Source organism: Kribbella sp. NPDC004536, assembly GCF_042873835.1.
Taxonomy (GTDB): domain Bacteria; phylum Actinomycetota; class Actinomycetes; order Propionibacteriales; family Kribbellaceae; genus Kribbella.
Window position 1 is genome coordinate 1,057,822 of the sequence record NZ_JBIALY010000003.1, and the last position, 16,610, is coordinate 1,074,431.

Here is a 16,610-nt window from a genome sequence, read left to right on the forward strand (position 1 = left end):
TGGGATCTTTCTGGATCTTGGATGGCGTTCAGTATGGACCACCTCGCTCACGAGCGCTACGATCCGGGAAATTCATGGGATTAATCGATCCTCGTCATCTCGACAAAGGGCTGGATATGAGCGACCTGGTGAGCGCTGATCCGACCGGCGGCCAACGGCTGGTGTACGACCGGCCGGCAGCGGACTGGCTGGCGGCGCTGCCGCTCGGCAACGGCCGGATCGGCGCGATGTGCTTCGGCGGTACCGGCACCGACCGGATCGGGCTGAACGACGAGACGCTGTGGTCCGGTGGTCCGGAGACCGCGCGCCTGCTGTCCACACCGCTCGGGGCTACCGGAGCGGAGGCGGTTCAGGAAGTCCGGGAGGCGCTGTGGGCCGGCGATGTCCGTCGTGCGCACGAGCTGGCCGGTGGCTTTCACTCCGGCTACTCGCAGGCGTACCTTCCGCTCGGCGATCTGCTGCTCGAGCTGGCACCCCAAACCGACGACGTGACTCAATACGGCCGGGAGCTTGATCTCGACGCGGCAGTGGCGACGACGCAGTACGACCTCGGCGGTGTCGCCGTACGGCAGGAAGCCTTCGTCAGCGCACCCGCCGATGCGCTGGTCGTCCGGCTGACGGCGTCCGAACCCGTGCTGGAGTTGACGGCGCGGCTGACGTCGAAGCTGCAGTCGCGGCCGCACGCTGTCGACGGCGGACTCGGCCTGTTGCTGCAGGCGCCGGCGGACGTCGCCCCACCGCACCGCGACGTGCCGGAGCCGATCCGGTACTCCGACGGGCCGGACCGCGGGATGGAGGCCGCGATCGCGCTGCGGGCCACGACCGACGGTGAGCTCAGCGCCACCAACGACGCCCTCACCATCCACGGGTTCACCGAACTCACGCTGTTCCTCTCGAGCGCGACCGGGTACGACGGCCCGCAAGCCACACCGGTCCGTACGGGCGAGGAGTGCTGGACGCTCGCGGACCGCACGGTACGCGCGGCAGCGGACCGCCCGTACGAAGAGTTGCTGGCCGAGCATCAGCGCGACCACCGACTGCTCTACCGGCGTTCGTCGCTCGAGTTGCCGGCGACGCCGGCCGCCGAACTGCCGACCGACGAGCGCGTGGCGCGGTCGGACGAAACCGACGACCCGGCGCTGGCCGCACTGCTGTTCAACTACGGCCGGTACCTGATGATCGCGAGCTCACGCCCCGGCGGCCTGCCGACGAACCTGCAAGGCATCTGGAACGACATCCTCCGTCCGCCGTGGAGCTCGAACTACACGGTGAACATCAACACCGAGATGAACTACTGGCCGGCGGAGACGACCGGTCTGCCGGAGTGCCACGAGCCGCTGCTGAGGTTTATCGATCAGCTCGCCCAGGCAGGTCGCGGTACCGCCGCGGAACGCTACGGCTGCAGTGGCTGGACGGCGCACCACAACACCGACGCCTGGTGCTGGACGTATCCGGTGGAAGGCGACCCGCGGTGGTCGAACTGGCCGCTGGCCGGTGCCTGGCTGGCCCGGCACTTGTGGGACCACTACGAGTTCACCGGTGACCTGGCCTTCCTCGGCGAGGCCTGGCCGACGTTGAAGAGTGCGGCGGAGTTCTGCCTCGACTGGCTGACCGAACTGCCGGACGGAAGTCTCGGTACGGCGCCGTCGACCTCGCCGGAGAACGACTACATCGCCGCCGACGGACAGCCCGCCTCGGTGACGGTGTCGTCGACCATGGACCTGGTGCTGATCGCCGACCTGTTCGGCCGGGTCGAGCAGGCGGCCGGTCTGCTGGACCTCGTGGATCCGCTGGTCGCGGAGCTGTCGACGGCCCGCAAACGCCTGCCCGAGCCGTCGATCGGTGGCCAGGGGCAACTGCAGGAGTGGGCGGCCGACCTGCCCGAGGAGGATCCGCAGCACCGGCACATGTCGCACCTCGTCGGCCTGTACCCCGGTGAGGCGATCACTCCGGAGGGAACGCCGGAACTGGCCGCGGCCGCGCAGCGAACCATGGACCTGCGCGGCGACGAGGCCACGGGATGGTCGCTCGCCTGGAAGATCTGTCTGCGCGCGCGGCTGCGCGACGCGGCCGCGGCACACCGTCTGGTCCAGGCGTTCCTGCGCCCGGCCGACGACTCCGCGACCGGCCGGCCGGGCAGTGGCGCGGGTGTCTACCCGAACCTGTTCTGCGCGCATCCGCCGTTCCAGATCGACGGCAACTTCGGAGCCACCGCGGGGATCGCCGAGCTGCTCCTGCAGAGCCACACCGACGAGCTCGAGCTGTTGCCCGCGCTGCCGGCGGCGTGGCCGACCGGTCGCGTCACCGGTCTCCGGGCGCGCGGCGGCGTGGTGGTCGACATCGCCTGGACAGCCGACGGCACCGAAGCAGTCCTGACCGCTGACCGGGATCAGGAACGAACGGTCCGGTACGGCAACGACCGCGTGCGCGTCCGGCTGACCGCCGGCGTCGGTCATCGCGTGCACCCGGCCTGACCACGGACAGCGAGGAGGAGGTTCGATGGCAACACTGACGACAGTCCGGCCGCCGGCCGGCGAGACTCCGGTACGGCGGCGCAGGCGACGTGAACGTCCCGGGATCAAGGGATTGCGGCGCAGTCTGTCGCGGCACTGGACCCTGTACCTGCTGATGGTCGTACCGCTGGTCTGGTTCGTGATCTTCAAGTACATCCCGATGTCGAACGCGGTGTTGGCGTTCAAGAGCTACAACGTGATCAAGGGCATCTGGGGCAGCCCCTGGGTGGGCTGGCAGAACTTCGACCTGTTCTTCCAGAACCCGGTGTTCTGGACGCTGGTGAAGAACACCTTCATCTTGTCGGTCTACACGGTCGCGGCGAGTTTCCCGCTTGCGATCATTCTGGCGCTGGCGTTGAACGAGGTCCGCAACGGGTTGTTCAAGCGGACCGTGCAGCTGGTCACGTACGCGCCGTACTTCATCTCCACGGTCGTGGTCGTGTCGATGACGATCCTGGTGCTGTCGCCGCGGCTGGGGCTCATCAACGAGGGCCTGGGGTTCTTCGGGGTGCCGGCGGTCGACTTCCTCGGCAATCCCAACTACTTCCGGCATATCTATGTGTGGTCGGACGTCTGGCAGACCACGGGGTACTCCGCGGTGATCTACCTGGCTGCGCTGGCCGGTATCGACCCGGCCCTGCACGAGGCCGCGCGGGTGGACGGCGCGACCCGGCTGCAGCGGATCCGGCACGTCGACCTGCCGGGCATCCTGCCGACCGCGGTGATCATCCTGGTACTTGCTGTCGGCAACATCATGGCGATCGGTTTCGAGAAGGCGTTCCTGCTGCAGAATCCGCTGAACCTGAGCGAGTCCGAGATCATCGCGACCTATGTCTACAAGACGGGTCTGCTGAACGCCGACTTCAGCGGGGCGACGGCGGTGGGCCTGTTCAACTCGGTGATCAACCTGGCCCTGCTGCTGATCGTCAATGCCATCGCCAAGCGGGTCACCGGGAACGGACTGTGGTCATGACGACTCTTATCGAACAACGACCGGCCGCGGGCAACAAGGGCAGGAAGGTCGAGCGCCGCGAGGCCAGGGCCCGCCGGATCCGCGAACCCCGCACCGACCGGATCTTCCTGTTCTGCGTGTACCTGCTGCTGGGTGTGTTCTTGCTGGTCGTGCTGCTGCCGCTGCTGTACATCGTGGCGAGTTCGTTCAGCAGTCCGGAGGCGGTGTCGTCGGGGCGGGTGTTGTTCTGGCCGGTGGAGTTCTCGCTGCGCGGCTACCACGCCGTGTTCGAGAACCCGCAGATCGTCCAGGGGTACCTGAACTCGCTGTTCTACACCGTCGTCGGCACGGTCGTCAGTGTCACGATGACGATCGCGATCGCCTACCCGCTGTCGCGCCGTACGCTGGTCGGCCGGAACGTCGTGATGACGCTGATCCTGTTCACGATGCTGTTCACCGGCGGTCTGGTGCCGACGTACCTGGTGGTGCAGTCGGTCGGTCTGCTGGACACCCGCTGGGCGCTGATCGTGCCGCAGGCGATCGGTGTCTGGCAGGTGATCATCGCCCGGACGTACTTCCGGACCGCGATCCCGGACGAGCTCGTGGAGGCCTCGCAGCTGGACGGCTGCGGCGATCTGCGGTTCTTGTGGTCGGTGGTGATCCCGTTGGCCAAGCCGATGATCGCGGTGGTCGCGTTGATGTACGCGATCATGCAGTGGAACTCGTACTTCGACGCGTTGATCTACCTGAAGAACCCGGACCTGTTCCCGTTGCAGCTCGTGCTGCGCAACATCTTGATCCTGAACACGACCGGTGGTGGCGCCGTCGACGCGTCCGTCGTCATCCAGCGCCAGCAGCTCGCCGACCTGCTCAAGTACTCGCTGATCGTGGTGGCGAGCGTGCCGGTGCTGCTGATCTACCCGTTCGTCGCCCGCTACTTCACCAAGGGAATCCTGATCGGCGCCGTCAAGGGCTGATCCTCCGACTTGTCCCGACTCCTGTGAGGAACTCATGTCCGTAAAACTCAGTAGGCGGAGGCGTGCCGCGATCGTCGGCACCAGCCTCCTCGCACTCGCCCTCGCGGCCTGTTCCGGAGGCAGCTCGAACGATTCCAGCAACAAGCCGTTGCCGACGATCAGCGGCAACCCCGCGGTCACCCTGAGCGTGTTCTCGCCGCAGTCGGCCGACTGGAACCTCGCGACCAACGACTTCACCAAGCTGATCCAGCAGAAGTTCAACATCACGATCAAGTGGCAGACCACCACGTTCGACGGCGGTCCGGCCAAGGAGAAGCGGCAGATCTCGCTGGCCAGCGGCGACTACCCGGACCTGTACCTGCTGATTCCGTGGGTCGACCAGTTCACCCAGGTCGACCTGCTGAAACTGTCGCAGCAGGGCGTGGTCGTACCGCTGAACCAGTTGATCGACCAGTACGCGCCGAACATCAAGAAGGCGATGGACTCCACGCCTGAGTGGAAGGCGATGGCGACGGCCCCGGACGGGAAGATCTACGGGATGCCGCAGTGGGTGGACTGTTTCCACTGCTCGTACCAGGACAAGCTGTGGATGAACTCGGCCTGGTTGAAGAAGCTCGGACTGCAGCAGCCGAAGACGACCGAGGACATGCGCAAGGTGCTGGAGGCGTTCAAGACCCAGGATCCGAACGGCAACGGCAAGGCCGACGAGATCCCGCTCAGCGCCTCGGTCGGGAACTCCCTGATCCCGTACTTCATGAACGCCTTCATCTACGACCCGCAGGGTACGAGCAGCGGCAACAACGACTCGACCCTCGTCCTCAAGGACGGCAAGGTCGACCTGCAGGCGAACAAGGACGGCTGGCGCGAGGGCCTGAAGTACATCAACTCGCTCTACAAGGAAGGCCTGATCGACAAGGGCGCCTTCACCCAGAACGGCGACGCGCTCTCGCAGCAGGGCAACCGCGCCGGCTCGGTCGTCCTCGGTTCCGCGACCGTCCTGCACCCGGGCCAGTTCGTGAACACCGGTTCGGCCGACGGCCGGGACAAGCAGTACGACGCCGTACCGCCGCTGACCGGTCCGGAAGGCAAGAACTACACCGGATTCAACTTCCCGAGTGTCCCGGGCGCTACCTTCGTCCTGACATCCAAGGCGACCCAGGAACAGCAGATCCAGGCGATCAAGATGCTGGACTACATCTTCACCGATCCCGGTCAGATCAACGGCCAGTTCGGGATGGAGGGCAAGGGCTGGACCCAACCGGGGTCCGCTGACGTCGCGCTCGACAAGTCGCTGAAGCCGATCTTCAAGCAGATCCCGCAGAAGCCGGGGTCGAAGCCGCTCAACTCCGGCTGGGGAGCACTCGCGCAGTACAACAACACCGCGCACTTCCGGAACTCCGAGGCGATCGGCACCGACATCTACTCGCAGTCGGGCTACGAGCGTAAGTTGTTCGAGGCAACCAAGCTGTACGCCGGCCACGAGGACAAGGCACAGATCTACCCGTTCTGGAAGGTCTGGCCCGACCCGGCGCAGGCCAACGAGCTGGCGACCCTGCAGACCAACATCCAGAACTACGTGCAGCAGAACGCGCTCCAGTTCATCACGGGTTCGAAGAACCTCGACACCGACTGGGACGCGTACGTGAAGGGTCTGGACAGCCTCGGCCTGAAGCGCTACCTGGAGATCCAGCAGGCGGCGTACGACAAGGTTCCCAACAAGTAGAACAGGAGCGACCAATGCCGTTCGATGCAACCTTCGAATCCCTGGCCACGTTCGAATGCCCTGACTGGTTCCGGGACGCGAAACTCGGCATCTGGTCGCACTGGGGTCCGCAGTCGGTACCGCGGTACGGCGACTGGTACGCGCGCAACATGTACCGGGAGGGCACCGACCAGTACCGGTACCACCTGCGGACCTACGGGGATCCGTCGGAGTTCGGGTACGAGGACGTCGTACCGCTGTGGAAGGCCGAGCGGTTCGATCCGCACGCGCTGATGGACCAGTTCGTGGCGGCCGGTGCGCGGTACTTCGTGTCGCAAGCCGTCCACCACGACAACTTCTTCAACTACGACTCGGCCGTGAACCCCTGGAACTCGGTGAAGGTCGGTCCGGGCAAGGACATCGTCGGGCTGTGGAAGGCCGCCGCCGACCAGCGCGGCCTTCCGTTCGGCATCACCGAGCATCTGGGCGCCTCGGCCACCTGGATGAAGGCGACCGAGGGCCCCGACGTGCCGGATCCCTGGTACATCGAGGATCCCGGGTGGCACCAGTACTGGCTCGAGTCCGTGACCGAGATGATCGATCGGTACGAGCCCGACCTGCTGTACTCCGACGGCCCGCTGCCGTTCGGCGAGCAGACGTACGAACCGGGTCTGCGCGCCGTCGCACACCTCTACAACGTCAACCCGCGAGCCGTGTACCAGCAGAAGGACCGTAGCCCCGAGGTGAGCGCCGTCGGGATCATGGACATCGAACGCAGCCAGACCCCCGGTATCCACCCCACGCCGTGGCAGACCGACACGTCGGTCGGCGACTGGTTCTACAACGTCCGCGACGTCTACAAGACGGCCGGCCACGTGGTCGAGATGCTGGTAGACATCGTGTCCAAGAACGGCAACCTGCTGCTCAACGTGCCGCAGCGACCGGACGGCACGCTCGACGCCGAATGCACGCGGATGCTGGCGGAACTCGGAGCCTGGACCGCGCTGTGCGGCGAGGGCATCTACGGAACTCGGCCCTTCCGCGTGTTCGGTGAAGGCCCGTCGAGTGTGCTGATCAAGGGGTTCACCGAGGACCGGGTGCCGTGGACGAGTTCCGACTTCCGCTTCACCCGCCGGGACAACACGGTCTACGCGTTCCAGCTCGCCTGGCCCGCGGACGGCCGCGCGGTGATCCGCAGCTTCGTGGACGACCGGGTGACCGGGGTACGCCTGCTCGGGCACGGCCCGGTCGACTTCGAGCAGGCCGAGGGCATCCTGGTCGTCAGACTGCCCGGGACTCCGCCGACCACCGTCGCGAACTGCCTGGCCGTCGACCTGGAGCCCAGCTGACATGTATCACGGCTATCTGTATGCCCACTTCAAGCGTGAATCGGCCGACGGTGAGCAGATCTACTTCGCCTTGAGCGACGGCAACGACCCGCTGCGGTTCCACGACCTCAACGATGGCCGTCCGGTGCTGCGCTCGACCGCAGGTGAGCGTGGCGTACGCGATCCACACATCGTCCGCTCGCCGGACGGATCGCGTTTCTATCTGATCGCGACCGACCTGCGCCTCTACGACAACCTCGACTGGGACCGTCACCAGCGACACGGCAGCCGCTCGATCATGGTGTGGGAGTCGGCCGATCTGGTGAACTGGGACGCCGGCCGGCTCGTCGAGGTCGCGCCGCCGGAGGCCGGCAACACCTGGGCTCCCGAGGCCGTCTGGGATCCCGAGCAGGACGCGTACCTCGTGCACTGGTCCTCCACCCTCTACGACGACCCCGGCCATCTGGGTCAGAGCTACAACCGGATCATGTACGCCACCACGCGCGACTTCCGCGAGTTCTCCGAGCCTCGGGTCTGGATCGACCGGGGCTGGCAGACGATCGACACCACGGTGATCGAGCACGACAGCGTCTACTACCGCTTCCTGAAGGACGAACGGAGCCGCGGCGGGGGAGCGCCGCTGGGCAAGTCGGTGTTCTCCGAGACCTCGACCTCGCTGACCGCCGCGGAGTGGAAGCCGCTGTCCGAAGGCATCGGCCTCGGCGCGATCACCCAGGGCGAGGGACCGCTGGTCTACAAGTCGAACACCGAGGACAAGTGGTACCTCTGGATCGACGAGTTCACCAAGGACCGCCGCTACGTCCCGTTCGAGACCACGGACCTGGCCGCCGGGTGGTGGACACCCTCGGAGGACTACACGTTGCCGGCAGATCCCTGCCACGGCGTCGTTCTGCCGGTGACCGCGGAGGAGTACGACCGCCTCGCGGCTGCCTGGTAATCAGCGGGGTGGGCGGAGGACGGCGAACGGGTCGGTGACGGTGAGTTCGCGGGCGACGAAGCGGTAGACGGTGGCGGGGCGGCCGCCGGACTGACCGGGGCGGGCGGTGCGGTCGGTCGGGTCGATCACGTGCCGCCGGGTCAGCACCCGGGTCAGGTTGGTCGCGCCGAGCCGGTAGCCGAGCGCCGCGCCGAACAGGTCGCGCAGCTCGGAGATGGTGAACTCGCGCGGCGCCAGCGCGAAGCCGATGTTGGTGTACGAGAGCTTGGCGCGCAGGCGCCCGACCGCCGCGTCGATGAAGTGGTGGTGGTCGAACGCGGTCTCCGGAAGGCCGTCGACCGGGTGCCACGCCGTGTCCTCCGGGAGACTAGGTTCGACGTCGGACGGGACCAGGCCGAGGTACGCCGTCGCGAGCACCCGTTCGCGTGGATCGCGGTCGACGGCACTGTGCGTGGCCAGTTGCTCCAGATGCGCGACCTCGCGGACGTCGACCTTCGCCGCGAGGTGCTTGGTGATCGCCTCGCGGAGCCGTTCGGTCGGCTCGACGCCACCTCCGGGGAGGGCCCAGCGGCCGCGGTACGGGTTCCGGCCGCGCTTCCACAGCAGCACGCAGAGCCGGTCGGCACGGACCGACAGGACCACGGCCAGCACCTCGTGGGGATAGCTGGGGAAGTTAACCGGATCACCTTTCCTGTCAGTCGGCACGTCGACGATGGTAGCGTCGTCACCAGTTATCGACTGCGAAGCGAAAACCCCGAGGAAGGATCTGTCGTGACTGTTGACCAGCGCACGGCGCCCAGCTGGCAGGACGAGGTACGCCGCCTGGCCCGCGAGCGAGACGCGGTCGTGCTCGCCCACAACTACCAGGAACCGGCGATCCAGGATGTCGCGGACCACGTCGGCGACTCGCTCGCGTTGTCCCGGATCGCGGCGTCGACCGACGCGTCCACGATCGTGTTCTGCGGCGTGCACTTCATGGCCGAGACCGCCAAGCTGCTCAGCCCGGACAAGACCGTGCTGATCCCGACCGCGCGAGCCGGGTGTTCGCTGGCCGACACCATCGACGCGGACCAGTTGCGGGCCTGGAAGGCTGAGAACCCCGGCGCAGCGGTCGTCGCGTACGTGAACACCAGTGCCGCGGTGAAGGCCGAGGCCGACGTGTGCTGCACGTCGTCCAACGCGGTCGAGGTGGTGAACTCGATTCCGGCCGACCAGCCGGTGCTGTTCCTGCCTGACCAGTTCCTCGGCGAGCACGTCCGGCGCCAGACCGGCCGGACGAACCTGCAGGTGTGGATGGGCGAGTGCCACGTACACGCCGGGATCAGCCCGGTCGAGCTGCGCGCCCAGGTGGCCGCCGACCCGGAGGCCGAGGTCCTGGTGCACCCGGAGTGCGGCTGCGCGTCGTCGACGATCTGGCTTGCCGGACGGGGTGAGCTGCCGGCCGAGCGGACCCACATCGTGTCCACCGCCGGCATGCTGGAGAGCGCTCGGACCATGACCGCCACGAAGGCCCTGGTCGCGACCGAGATCGGCATGTTGCACCAGCTGCGCAAGGTGAACCGGCACACGACGTTCGAGCCGGTGAACCCGAAGGCCTCCTGCCGGTTCATGAAGATGATCACGCCGGAGCTCCTGGTGCGGTGCCTGCGTGAGGGCCGCGACGAGATCCAGCTGCCGGCCGACATCGCCGAGCGTGCCCGCGAGTCGGTGCAGCGGATGGTTGCCATCGGCAAGCCTGCGGGTGCGCGGTGACCCGGGCTGCCGACCTGGCTGTCGACGTGGTTGTGGTCGGTGCGGGCGTGGCCGGGTTGTCGGCCGCGCTCGGCCTGGCGGCGACCCGGCGGGTACTCGTGCTCGGTGCCGGCGACGGCAGTACGCCGTGGGCGCAGGGTGGCGTGGCCGCGGCGTACGGCGAGGACGATCCGCTCGAGCACGCGCACGACACGCAGGTCGCGGGCGCGGGTTTCTGCGATCCGCGCAGCGTCCGGACGCTGGTCGAGGAGGGACCGCAGCGGGTCGCCGAACTGATCGCCCACCATGCCCGGTTCGACCGGCAACCCGACGGCTCACTGTCCCGGACCCTGGAGGGCGGCCACAGCCGGCCCCGGATCGTCCACGCCGGCGGCGACGCAACCGGCGCCGAACTCCACCGCGTACTGACCGCAGCGGTGCTGGCCGCGGGCGTCGAGACGCTCGCCGGCCGCGCCGTCGGCCTGACGAAGTCGTCCTCGGGACGGATCACCGGCGTGCTCGTAGCAGCCGGCGGCGACCAGGCGGGTGCCGCCGGCGCGGGCGGCGCGGGGGCGGGTGCCGCGGGGGCGAGCGGCGCGGGGGCGGGTGCCGCGGGGGCGGGCGGCGCGGAGGCGGGTGCCGCAGGGGCGGGTGGCGCGGAGGCGGGTGCCGCGGAGGCGGGTGCCGCGGAAGCGGGTGGCGCGCACGCGCCCGGCGAGGGGGCTGCTGGCGACGGAGCGCGGGGCGGGCTTGTTCGGATCGGGGCTCGGGCTGTTGTGTTGGCGACTGGGGGGATTGGTAACGCCTACTTGGCGAGTACGAATCCGGGGGCGGTGCGGGGGGACGGGATTGCGCTGGCGTTGCAGGCGGGTGCTTCGCTGGTGGACATGGAGTTCGTCCAGTTCCACCCGACCGCGTTGTTCACCGGGGAGACCCGCGGACAGTTGCCGCTGGTTACGGAGGCGGTCCGCGGCGAAGGTGCCGTACTGCGTGACGTCCGGGGCCGGCGGATCATGGCCGGCCGGCACCCGCGGGCCGATCTGGCCCCGCGCGACATCGTCGCCCGCGAGATCGAGGCCGCGATGCGCCGGGACGGGTCCGAGCACGTCTGGCTCGACGCCACGAGCATCGCACCGGACGTCCTGCGCCGGCGCTTCCCGACCGTACTCGCGTCCTGCGCTCGGATCGGCGTCGACCTGCTGTCCGAGCAGATCCCGGTAGCGCCGGCCGAGCACTTCCTCTGCGGTGGTGTCCGGGTCGACCGCAACGGCGCCACCGACGTACCAGGCCTCTACGCCGTCGGCGAGGTCGCCGCGACCGGGGTGCACGGGGCGAACCGGCTCGCGTCCAACAGCCTGCTCGAAGGGCTCGTCTTCGGCAAACGGGTGGCGACCGCCCTGACCCTGGACCTGCCCGGATCCGCCGACGGGAGTTCGGACGACGTACTGCTGACCGCCGATCGCGAACCGGAACGGATCCGCGCGATCCTGACCAAGTACGCGGGCATCCGCCGCGACGGCGCGGGCCTGAGCGCCGCCGCGGACGAACTGAGTGCCCTGGGCAACGGACCGCTGGCGACCGTTGCCCGGTCCGTCGTTGCCGCGGCCACCGCCCGCCAGGAGAGCCGCGGCTGCCACTGGCGCTCGGACCACCCCCACACCGACCACCGCTGGGACCGGCACGTCAGCCTCACCCTCGACCCCCGAGCGCACCCCGTCGTCACCCTGACGCCATCACCTCATGCCCGCCAGGACCTCGACCTCCGCGCATCCTGAGCCCTACTCGATCGTGAGTACGGCCTTGCCCCGGAACTTGCGGTTGCGCAGGCCGTCGAGCGCAGCGTCGATCTCGGTCCAGCCGGCCCGGAACCCCAGCTCGGTCTCGAGCCTGTTCGTCGCCACGAGCTCGAGCAGGAGAAGGAGATCGGCGCTGATCGGGGACGGGTCGGCGTACGACATGTAGTTGACCAGGCGGACGCCCTCGTGCCCGATGAAGTCGTAGACGTCGATGGCTGACTTCTCGCCGCTCGTGCTGCCCAGCACGACGACGGTGGCCCCGGGGGCAGCCGTCGCGATCGCGTCCCGAAGTGATCGGCCGCCGGTCGACTCGGTGATCAGGTCGTACGGGCCGTCGGCCTCGGCGGTTGCCGGTACGACCGACGCGGCGCCGAGTCTCGTCAGCCGCGGCTGGGCGTCGAGGCGGGCGACCGCGGTCACCCGCGCACCGGACAGTACGGCGAGTTGAACCTGGAACTCGCCGACGCCACCGGTCGCGCCCGTGACGAGGACGTTGCGGCCGAGCAGACTCCCGCCGAGGCGGATCGTGTTGAGCGCGGTTCGCCCGGCCAGGGGCAGCGCCGCGGCCTGCTCGATGCCGACTTCGTCGGGTAGTTCGGCCAGTCGCGAGGTCGGTACCGCAGCGAGTTCGGCCCATCCGCTGTCCGGTGCCAGCGCCGCGACTCTCGCCCCGGCGGCAGGTCCGGTTCCGTCGGCGGCCGGTTCGACCACCACACCGGCGATGTCCTGTCCTGGTCGCCAATCCGCGGTGCGGGCCGCCAGGAGTGCCAGCTCACCGCGGTTGACGGAGAACGCCCGGACGGCGACCAAGGCCTGGTCCGGTGCAGGTACGGGATCGGGGACGCTCTTGACGACGAGACCTTCGGGCGTGTTCACGAGTGCTTTCATGCCTCCATCCCAGTCGCCGAACACACGGACAACAAGGCGAGATCGGAGTGTGCAGTTATCAGCAACCGCAATCAATCAGGACGCCGCCAGGCAAGCGTCGAGCAGGATTTGAACGGCCGGCGGTCGTGGACCGTGGGTCGTCACGACGTCCGTCCGGATGGCGGGGAGATCGAGTCTGCGGAAGGCGACCCGCCGAACGCGCAGTTGCTCGGCCGCAGCGGAGTACAAGACTGTCCAGGCTGTCTGCCCAGCGCCGATCTCCGCCAGAGCGTCGTACACCGAGATGATCGGTGCGCCACGAACCGGCTGCACCCCGATCGACCGGAACTGTTCCTCGAGCAGGTCGTGCAGTCCTGAGTTGGTCTCGCGTGGGCTCAAGCGCAGCGGCACGGCGGACAGCTCGGCGAGAGTCAGCACGGACTGCGCGGCCGCTGGGTGGGTGGCGGGAAGCGCGGCGACCAGGGTCTCGGTCCAGACGGTGACGGCGGCGAGATCCGCGGCGTCTGTGGCCGAGCGGACGAAGGCGGCGTCCAGCTCGCCCCGGCGGAGGGCGTCGAGACGTGCTGCCGAGGGCAGACTGACCAGCCGTACCCGCAGCTGTGGTGCGCGGGTGGCGATCGCGTCGAGGACCTGGTCGAGGCGGTCGCCGAGGCCCTCGCTGGTGCCCAGGCTGAGGACGCCGGTCACCTCGTCGAGGGGTTCGGCGACGACGGCCCGGAGCCGCTGCACGGCGAGCAGCGTGGCAGTTGCCTCAGGCAACAGCCGGCGGCCCGCCGCGGTCAGCTGGACCCTGCGGGTGGTGCGGTCGAACAGCTGGGCGCCGAGTTCACGCTCCAGCCGGGCGATCTGCTGGCTGACCGCGGACTGCCCGATGTGCAGGCGGTCCGCGGCTCGCCCGAAATGCAGGTCTTCCGCGACGGCAACGAAGTACTCGAGCTGGCGAACCTCCACTCGGCCAGGTTACCCGCGGTTGTAGGAACTAGCTGGGGAAGACGACCGAGTCGAACTGGTTGATCGCCGACTGGGCCACGTCGTGCGAGGTGGAGAAGATTCCGGCGTCCTGCTGTGCGGCGGCCGTGGTCAGGGTGACCGGTGCGCCGATCGGCAGGTAGTTCTGCCCGTCGTAGGAGTACGAAGCGCTGAACGACGTACCGGACCGGGTGAGTTTCACCCAGATGGGACGGTAGATGTCGACGTTCGCCTGCGCGGCGGTGTCCAGATAACCGTCGCCGTTGGCGTCCCACTGGAACACGACGCCGTTGCGGGCGGTGACTGCGACCACGGCATATCCGGCGGAGGCACCCGCCTTCGTCTGGTCGTTGCGGACCATGACTCCGGACTTCGCCCAGACGTTGGCGTCGTTGACCGAGACGACCCGGGCAGAGACGCTCGACTGCGCGCCGAAGGAGCCGGGCCGGAAGATCGAGCCGAACTGGTCGTCGTGCTGACCGCCGGCTCCCCAGATGTCGGCCCCGGCCGCCGCGATGCCGAAGGCGCCGCCGCTCTGACCGAAGTACGAGCTGACCGCCGACGCGCCCGTGGTGGCCAGCCCGGCGCCGAGGGCCGCGTCCACCGAGCAGCCGGTGAAGCCGAACTGGTTCGCGTTGAGCGACGTCCGGTACTGCGGCGCGACACCCGCGGCGCAGATCACGTCCCGCGCGCCGGCCGGCCAGTTGGCGCCGCTGATCTTCAGGTTGTTGATCAGCCGGTTGTTGTGCGCGGCGGCATTCGGGGCGGACACCCCGCCGGAGTTGTACCAGTTGTTCTGGATCAGGTTGTCGCTGGTGTTGTTCCGCAGGCTGCCGGCGTTGGTGAAGACGAACGATCCGCCCTGGACCACGTTGTTCTCGTACGTCATCGAACGCGAGCCCTCGTCGAGGTACAGCCCGACGCCCGAGATGTTGAACAGGTAGTTGTTGCTGACCACCGTGCCGGGGCTCGCGGACAGGTTGTAGACCGATCCGCCGTCGGCGAAGCGGGCCTTGGTGTTGTGCACGAGGTTGCCCTCGACCTGGTTGTCCTTGAGCGTGGTCGGTGTCGTGTACTTCGTGTTCCAGTTGTAGTAGCCGCGGTCCACGTAGTCGTTCGACCCGCCGGCGTCGTTGATGCCCCAGCCGTAGCCGGTGTCGATCCCGTCGTACGGAACGTTGGACACCTCGTTGTGGAGGATCCGGGCCCTGGTGACGTACGTGCTCAAGATGCCGCTGTTGTCCTTGTAGTCCACCCCGACCCGGTTGATCGTGTTGTTCTCGATCAGGATGTCCTGGTTCGTCATCCGCGGGTCACTCGGGTGATGCGCGTCGGGCAGCACACCGCCGACCGCGACGCCGTGGCCGCTGTTCTCGACGAACTTGTTGCCGACCACCTCGATGTCGCTCGCGCCGAGCCCGACACCGGTCACCGTGGCGTTCGCGTCGTTGCCGATCCCGAGCGCGGACTGGCCGAGGTTGGTGAAGGTGTTCCCGGTGAACGAGATCCGGCTCGCCGCCGACACCTGCACCGCGGCGGGTTCCTGGTACCAGCTCGTCCGGGCCCGTTCGAACATCTCACAGCCGCGGGAGCAACTCGTGAACGCGTCGGCGGGGCGGTAGTCGTAGGCGCCCTTGATGAACAGCCCGTTCTGCTGGTCGGCGTACCCGTCGGTCGAGGGGCCGAGCCACGACGTCCCGGAGAACTGGATGCCCTCGAAGGAGAGTCCGGTCACCGGCTGGTCGTAGGTGCCGCCAACGCTGATCAGCGACTGCAGCCGGGGCAGCTCGATGTCCAGCTGGTTCGGGTCGACGCCGTCGGCCGGCTTGTAGTAGAGCTTGCCGCCGGTCGGGTCGATGTACCACTGACCGGTCTGGGTGAGGAAGCTCAGTGAGTTGTCGAGGTACCAGGACGGCCCTGCCAGGAAGGAGCGCTGGACCGTGTCCCAACCCCACGTGTTGTTGTTCCAGGCCGGCTGCGCCATCGTGATCGCGGTCGGGCTGATGCTCTGGACCGGCGAGTACCGGTTGGTGAAGTCGCCGAGCGACTCGAACTCGATCCGGCCCTGGTCCGGAAGGTTCGCCAGGTAGGCCAGCGCCGGGTTGTTGATCGTTAGACCTGTGGCCGTCGGCGTGACGTCCGCGTTGGCCAGGCGGATCGCTGCGCGCGGCGCGATCACGCCGTTCACGTAGAGCTGGCGGGTGTCGAGACCGCTCGGGGTGTCCGCCACCCAGATCCCGGGGCCGGCTTCGGACTTCGACCAGCCGGTGACCTGCGAGGCACCTGTGACGACGGGGTGCGCGCCGGGCGCCGCGGCCCAGTGGACGGTGTAGTCGCCGCCGCCGTCACCGGCGTCGAACCGGAGCGGTTCCGTCAGCCGGTAGTTGCCGTCGGCAAGTTGTACGGTCACGTCGCCGTGCTTGACCGCGGGCCGGATCACCTTCTGCGCGCGCTCCAGCGTGCAGGGCTTCGCCTGGCTGCAGTGTGCGGTGTCCTTGCCGTCGGGTGCCACGTAGTAGACGGTCGCCGGGGCAGCCTGCGCACTCACCGGGTTGAGCGCGGCTGCGACGACGGCGCCGGCGCCGAGGAGCGCCAGAACGGTCGATCGGCGGCGGGTGGGTGTGGTCATCGAGCGTCGCGATACAGACCTCAATGTCATCTTCGATCGCTTCCTGTGACGGGGGCATCGATACCCCGGAACAGAGTTAACATACGTATGATGTTTGCGACAAGAGCTCGCGCATGGCTGAATATGTCCCGCATACGTATGATGTTTCCGCGAGTGAGAGAGAGGAA

12 protein-coding genes are annotated in these 16,610 nt (G+C 68.1%); 8 read left to right on the plus strand and 4 right to left on the minus strand.

All coding sequences use genetic code 11. From position 1 onward, the window contains the following. Window positions 1–116: 116 nt before the first annotated feature. From ACFYRU_RS30410 to ACFYRU_RS30435, 6 genes are read left to right on the plus strand one after another with little or no spacing between them, the layout of a single operon-like run. Window positions 117–2,474, plus strand: a complete 2,358-nt coding sequence (locus ACFYRU_RS30410; protein WP_387664701.1) for a glycoside hydrolase N-terminal domain-containing protein — start codon at window positions 117–119, stop codon at window positions 2,472–2,474. Window positions 2,475–2,499: 25 nt separating this feature from the next. Then, on the plus strand, window positions 2,500–3,486 hold the full coding sequence (locus ACFYRU_RS30415; RefSeq protein ID WP_387664703.1) for an ABC transporter permease: 987 nt from the start codon (window positions 2,500–2,502) through the stop codon (window positions 3,484–3,486). Then, window positions 3,483–4,442 carry a carbohydrate ABC transporter permease gene (locus tag ACFYRU_RS30420; protein WP_387664704.1) on the plus strand — a complete coding sequence of 320 codons (960 nt, stop codon included), beginning with the start codon at window positions 3,483–3,485 and terminating at the stop codon, window positions 4,440–4,442. Before ACFYRU_RS30415 ends, ACFYRU_RS30420 begins: the two co-directional genes overlap by 4 nt. A gap of 34 nt (window positions 4,443–4,476) precedes the next feature. Continuing rightward, window positions 4,477–6,165, plus strand: coding sequence for an ABC transporter substrate-binding protein (locus ACFYRU_RS30425; protein WP_387664707.1), 1,689 nt, complete (start codon window positions 4,477–4,479; stop codon window positions 6,163–6,165). A gap of 14 nt (window positions 6,166–6,179) precedes the next feature. Next, window positions 6,180–7,493, plus strand: a complete 1,314-nt coding sequence (locus ACFYRU_RS30430; RefSeq protein WP_387664709.1) for an alpha-L-fucosidase — start codon at window positions 6,180–6,182, stop codon at window positions 7,491–7,493. A gap of 1 nt (window position 7,494) precedes the next feature. Continuing rightward, window positions 7,495–8,430 carry a glycoside hydrolase family 43 protein gene (locus ACFYRU_RS30435; protein ID WP_387664711.1) on the plus strand — a complete coding sequence of 312 codons (936 nt, stop codon included), beginning with the start codon at window positions 7,495–7,497 and terminating at the stop codon, window positions 8,428–8,430. Here ACFYRU_RS30435 and ACFYRU_RS30440 read toward each other — a convergent pair whose 3' ends face one another. Further along, entirely contained in the window at window positions 8,431–9,135 is a 705-nt protein-coding gene (locus tag ACFYRU_RS30440) for an NUDIX domain-containing protein (protein ID WP_387664713.1), read from the minus strand. 66 nt (window positions 9,136–9,201) lie between these two features. On the opposite strand from ACFYRU_RS30440, the gene nadA reads away from it, so the two are divergent. Both nadA and ACFYRU_RS30450 read left to right on the plus strand, forming a co-directional pair. Continuing rightward, complete coding sequence (gene nadA, locus ACFYRU_RS30445; protein ID WP_387664716.1) at window positions 9,202–10,182, plus strand: quinolinate synthase NadA; 981 nt, start codon at window positions 9,202–9,204, stop codon at window positions 10,180–10,182. Then, window positions 10,179–11,936, plus strand: a complete 1,758-nt coding sequence (locus tag ACFYRU_RS30450) for an L-aspartate oxidase (protein WP_387664718.1) — start codon at window positions 10,179–10,181, stop codon at window positions 11,934–11,936. Before nadA ends, ACFYRU_RS30450 begins: the two co-directional genes overlap by 4 nt. Before the next feature lie 3 nt (window positions 11,937–11,939). Here the strand turns inward: ACFYRU_RS30450 and ACFYRU_RS30455 are convergent, their stop codons facing one another. The 3 genes from ACFYRU_RS30455 to ACFYRU_RS30465 all read right to left on the minus strand — a co-directional run bounded on the left by ACFYRU_RS30455 (window position 11,940) and on the right by ACFYRU_RS30465 (window position 16,443). Continuing rightward, window positions 11,940–12,845, minus strand: coding sequence for a zinc-binding dehydrogenase (locus ACFYRU_RS30455; protein WP_387664721.1), 906 nt, complete (start codon window positions 12,843–12,845; stop codon window positions 11,940–11,942). A gap of 75 nt (window positions 12,846–12,920) precedes the next feature. Further along, window positions 12,921–13,796, minus strand: a complete 876-nt coding sequence (locus tag ACFYRU_RS30460; RefSeq protein WP_387664724.1) for a LysR family transcriptional regulator — start codon at window positions 13,794–13,796, stop codon at window positions 12,921–12,923. Between the two features lie 28 nt (window positions 13,797–13,824). Further along, window positions 13,825–16,443, minus strand: a complete 2,619-nt coding sequence (locus ACFYRU_RS30465) for a hypothetical protein (RefSeq protein ID WP_387664726.1) — start codon at window positions 16,441–16,443, stop codon at window positions 13,825–13,827. Between the last annotated feature and the right edge of the window lie 167 nt (window positions 16,444–16,610).

Excerpts from the sequence above, each read along its gene's own strand:
- ACFYRU_RS30410 (WP_387664701.1), top strand. The coding sequence starts at position 117 with ATGAGCGACCTGGTGAGCGCTGATCCGACCGGCGGCCAACGGCTGGTG.
- ACFYRU_RS30415 (WP_387664703.1), top strand. The coding sequence starts at position 2,500 with ATGGCAACACTGACGACAGTCCGGCCGCCGGCCGGCGAGACTCCGGTA.
- ACFYRU_RS30420 (WP_387664704.1), top strand. The coding sequence starts at position 3,483 with ATGACGACTCTTATCGAACAACGACCGGCCGCGGGCAACAAGGGCAGG.
- ACFYRU_RS30425 (WP_387664707.1), top strand. The coding sequence starts at position 4,477 with ATGTCCGTAAAACTCAGTAGGCGGAGGCGTGCCGCGATCGTCGGCACC.
- ACFYRU_RS30430 (WP_387664709.1), top strand. The coding sequence starts at position 6,180 with ATGCCGTTCGATGCAACCTTCGAATCCCTGGCCACGTTCGAATGCCCT.
- ACFYRU_RS30435 (WP_387664711.1), top strand. The coding sequence starts at position 7,495 with ATGTATCACGGCTATCTGTATGCCCACTTCAAGCGTGAATCGGCCGAC.
- ACFYRU_RS30455 (WP_387664721.1), bottom strand. The coding sequence starts at position 12,845 with ATGAAAGCACTCGTGAACACGCCCGAAGGTCTCGTCGTCAAGAGCGTC.
- ACFYRU_RS30465 (WP_387664726.1), bottom strand. The coding sequence starts at position 16,443 with ATGACCACACCCACCCGCCGCCGATCGACCGTTCTGGCGCTCCTCGGC.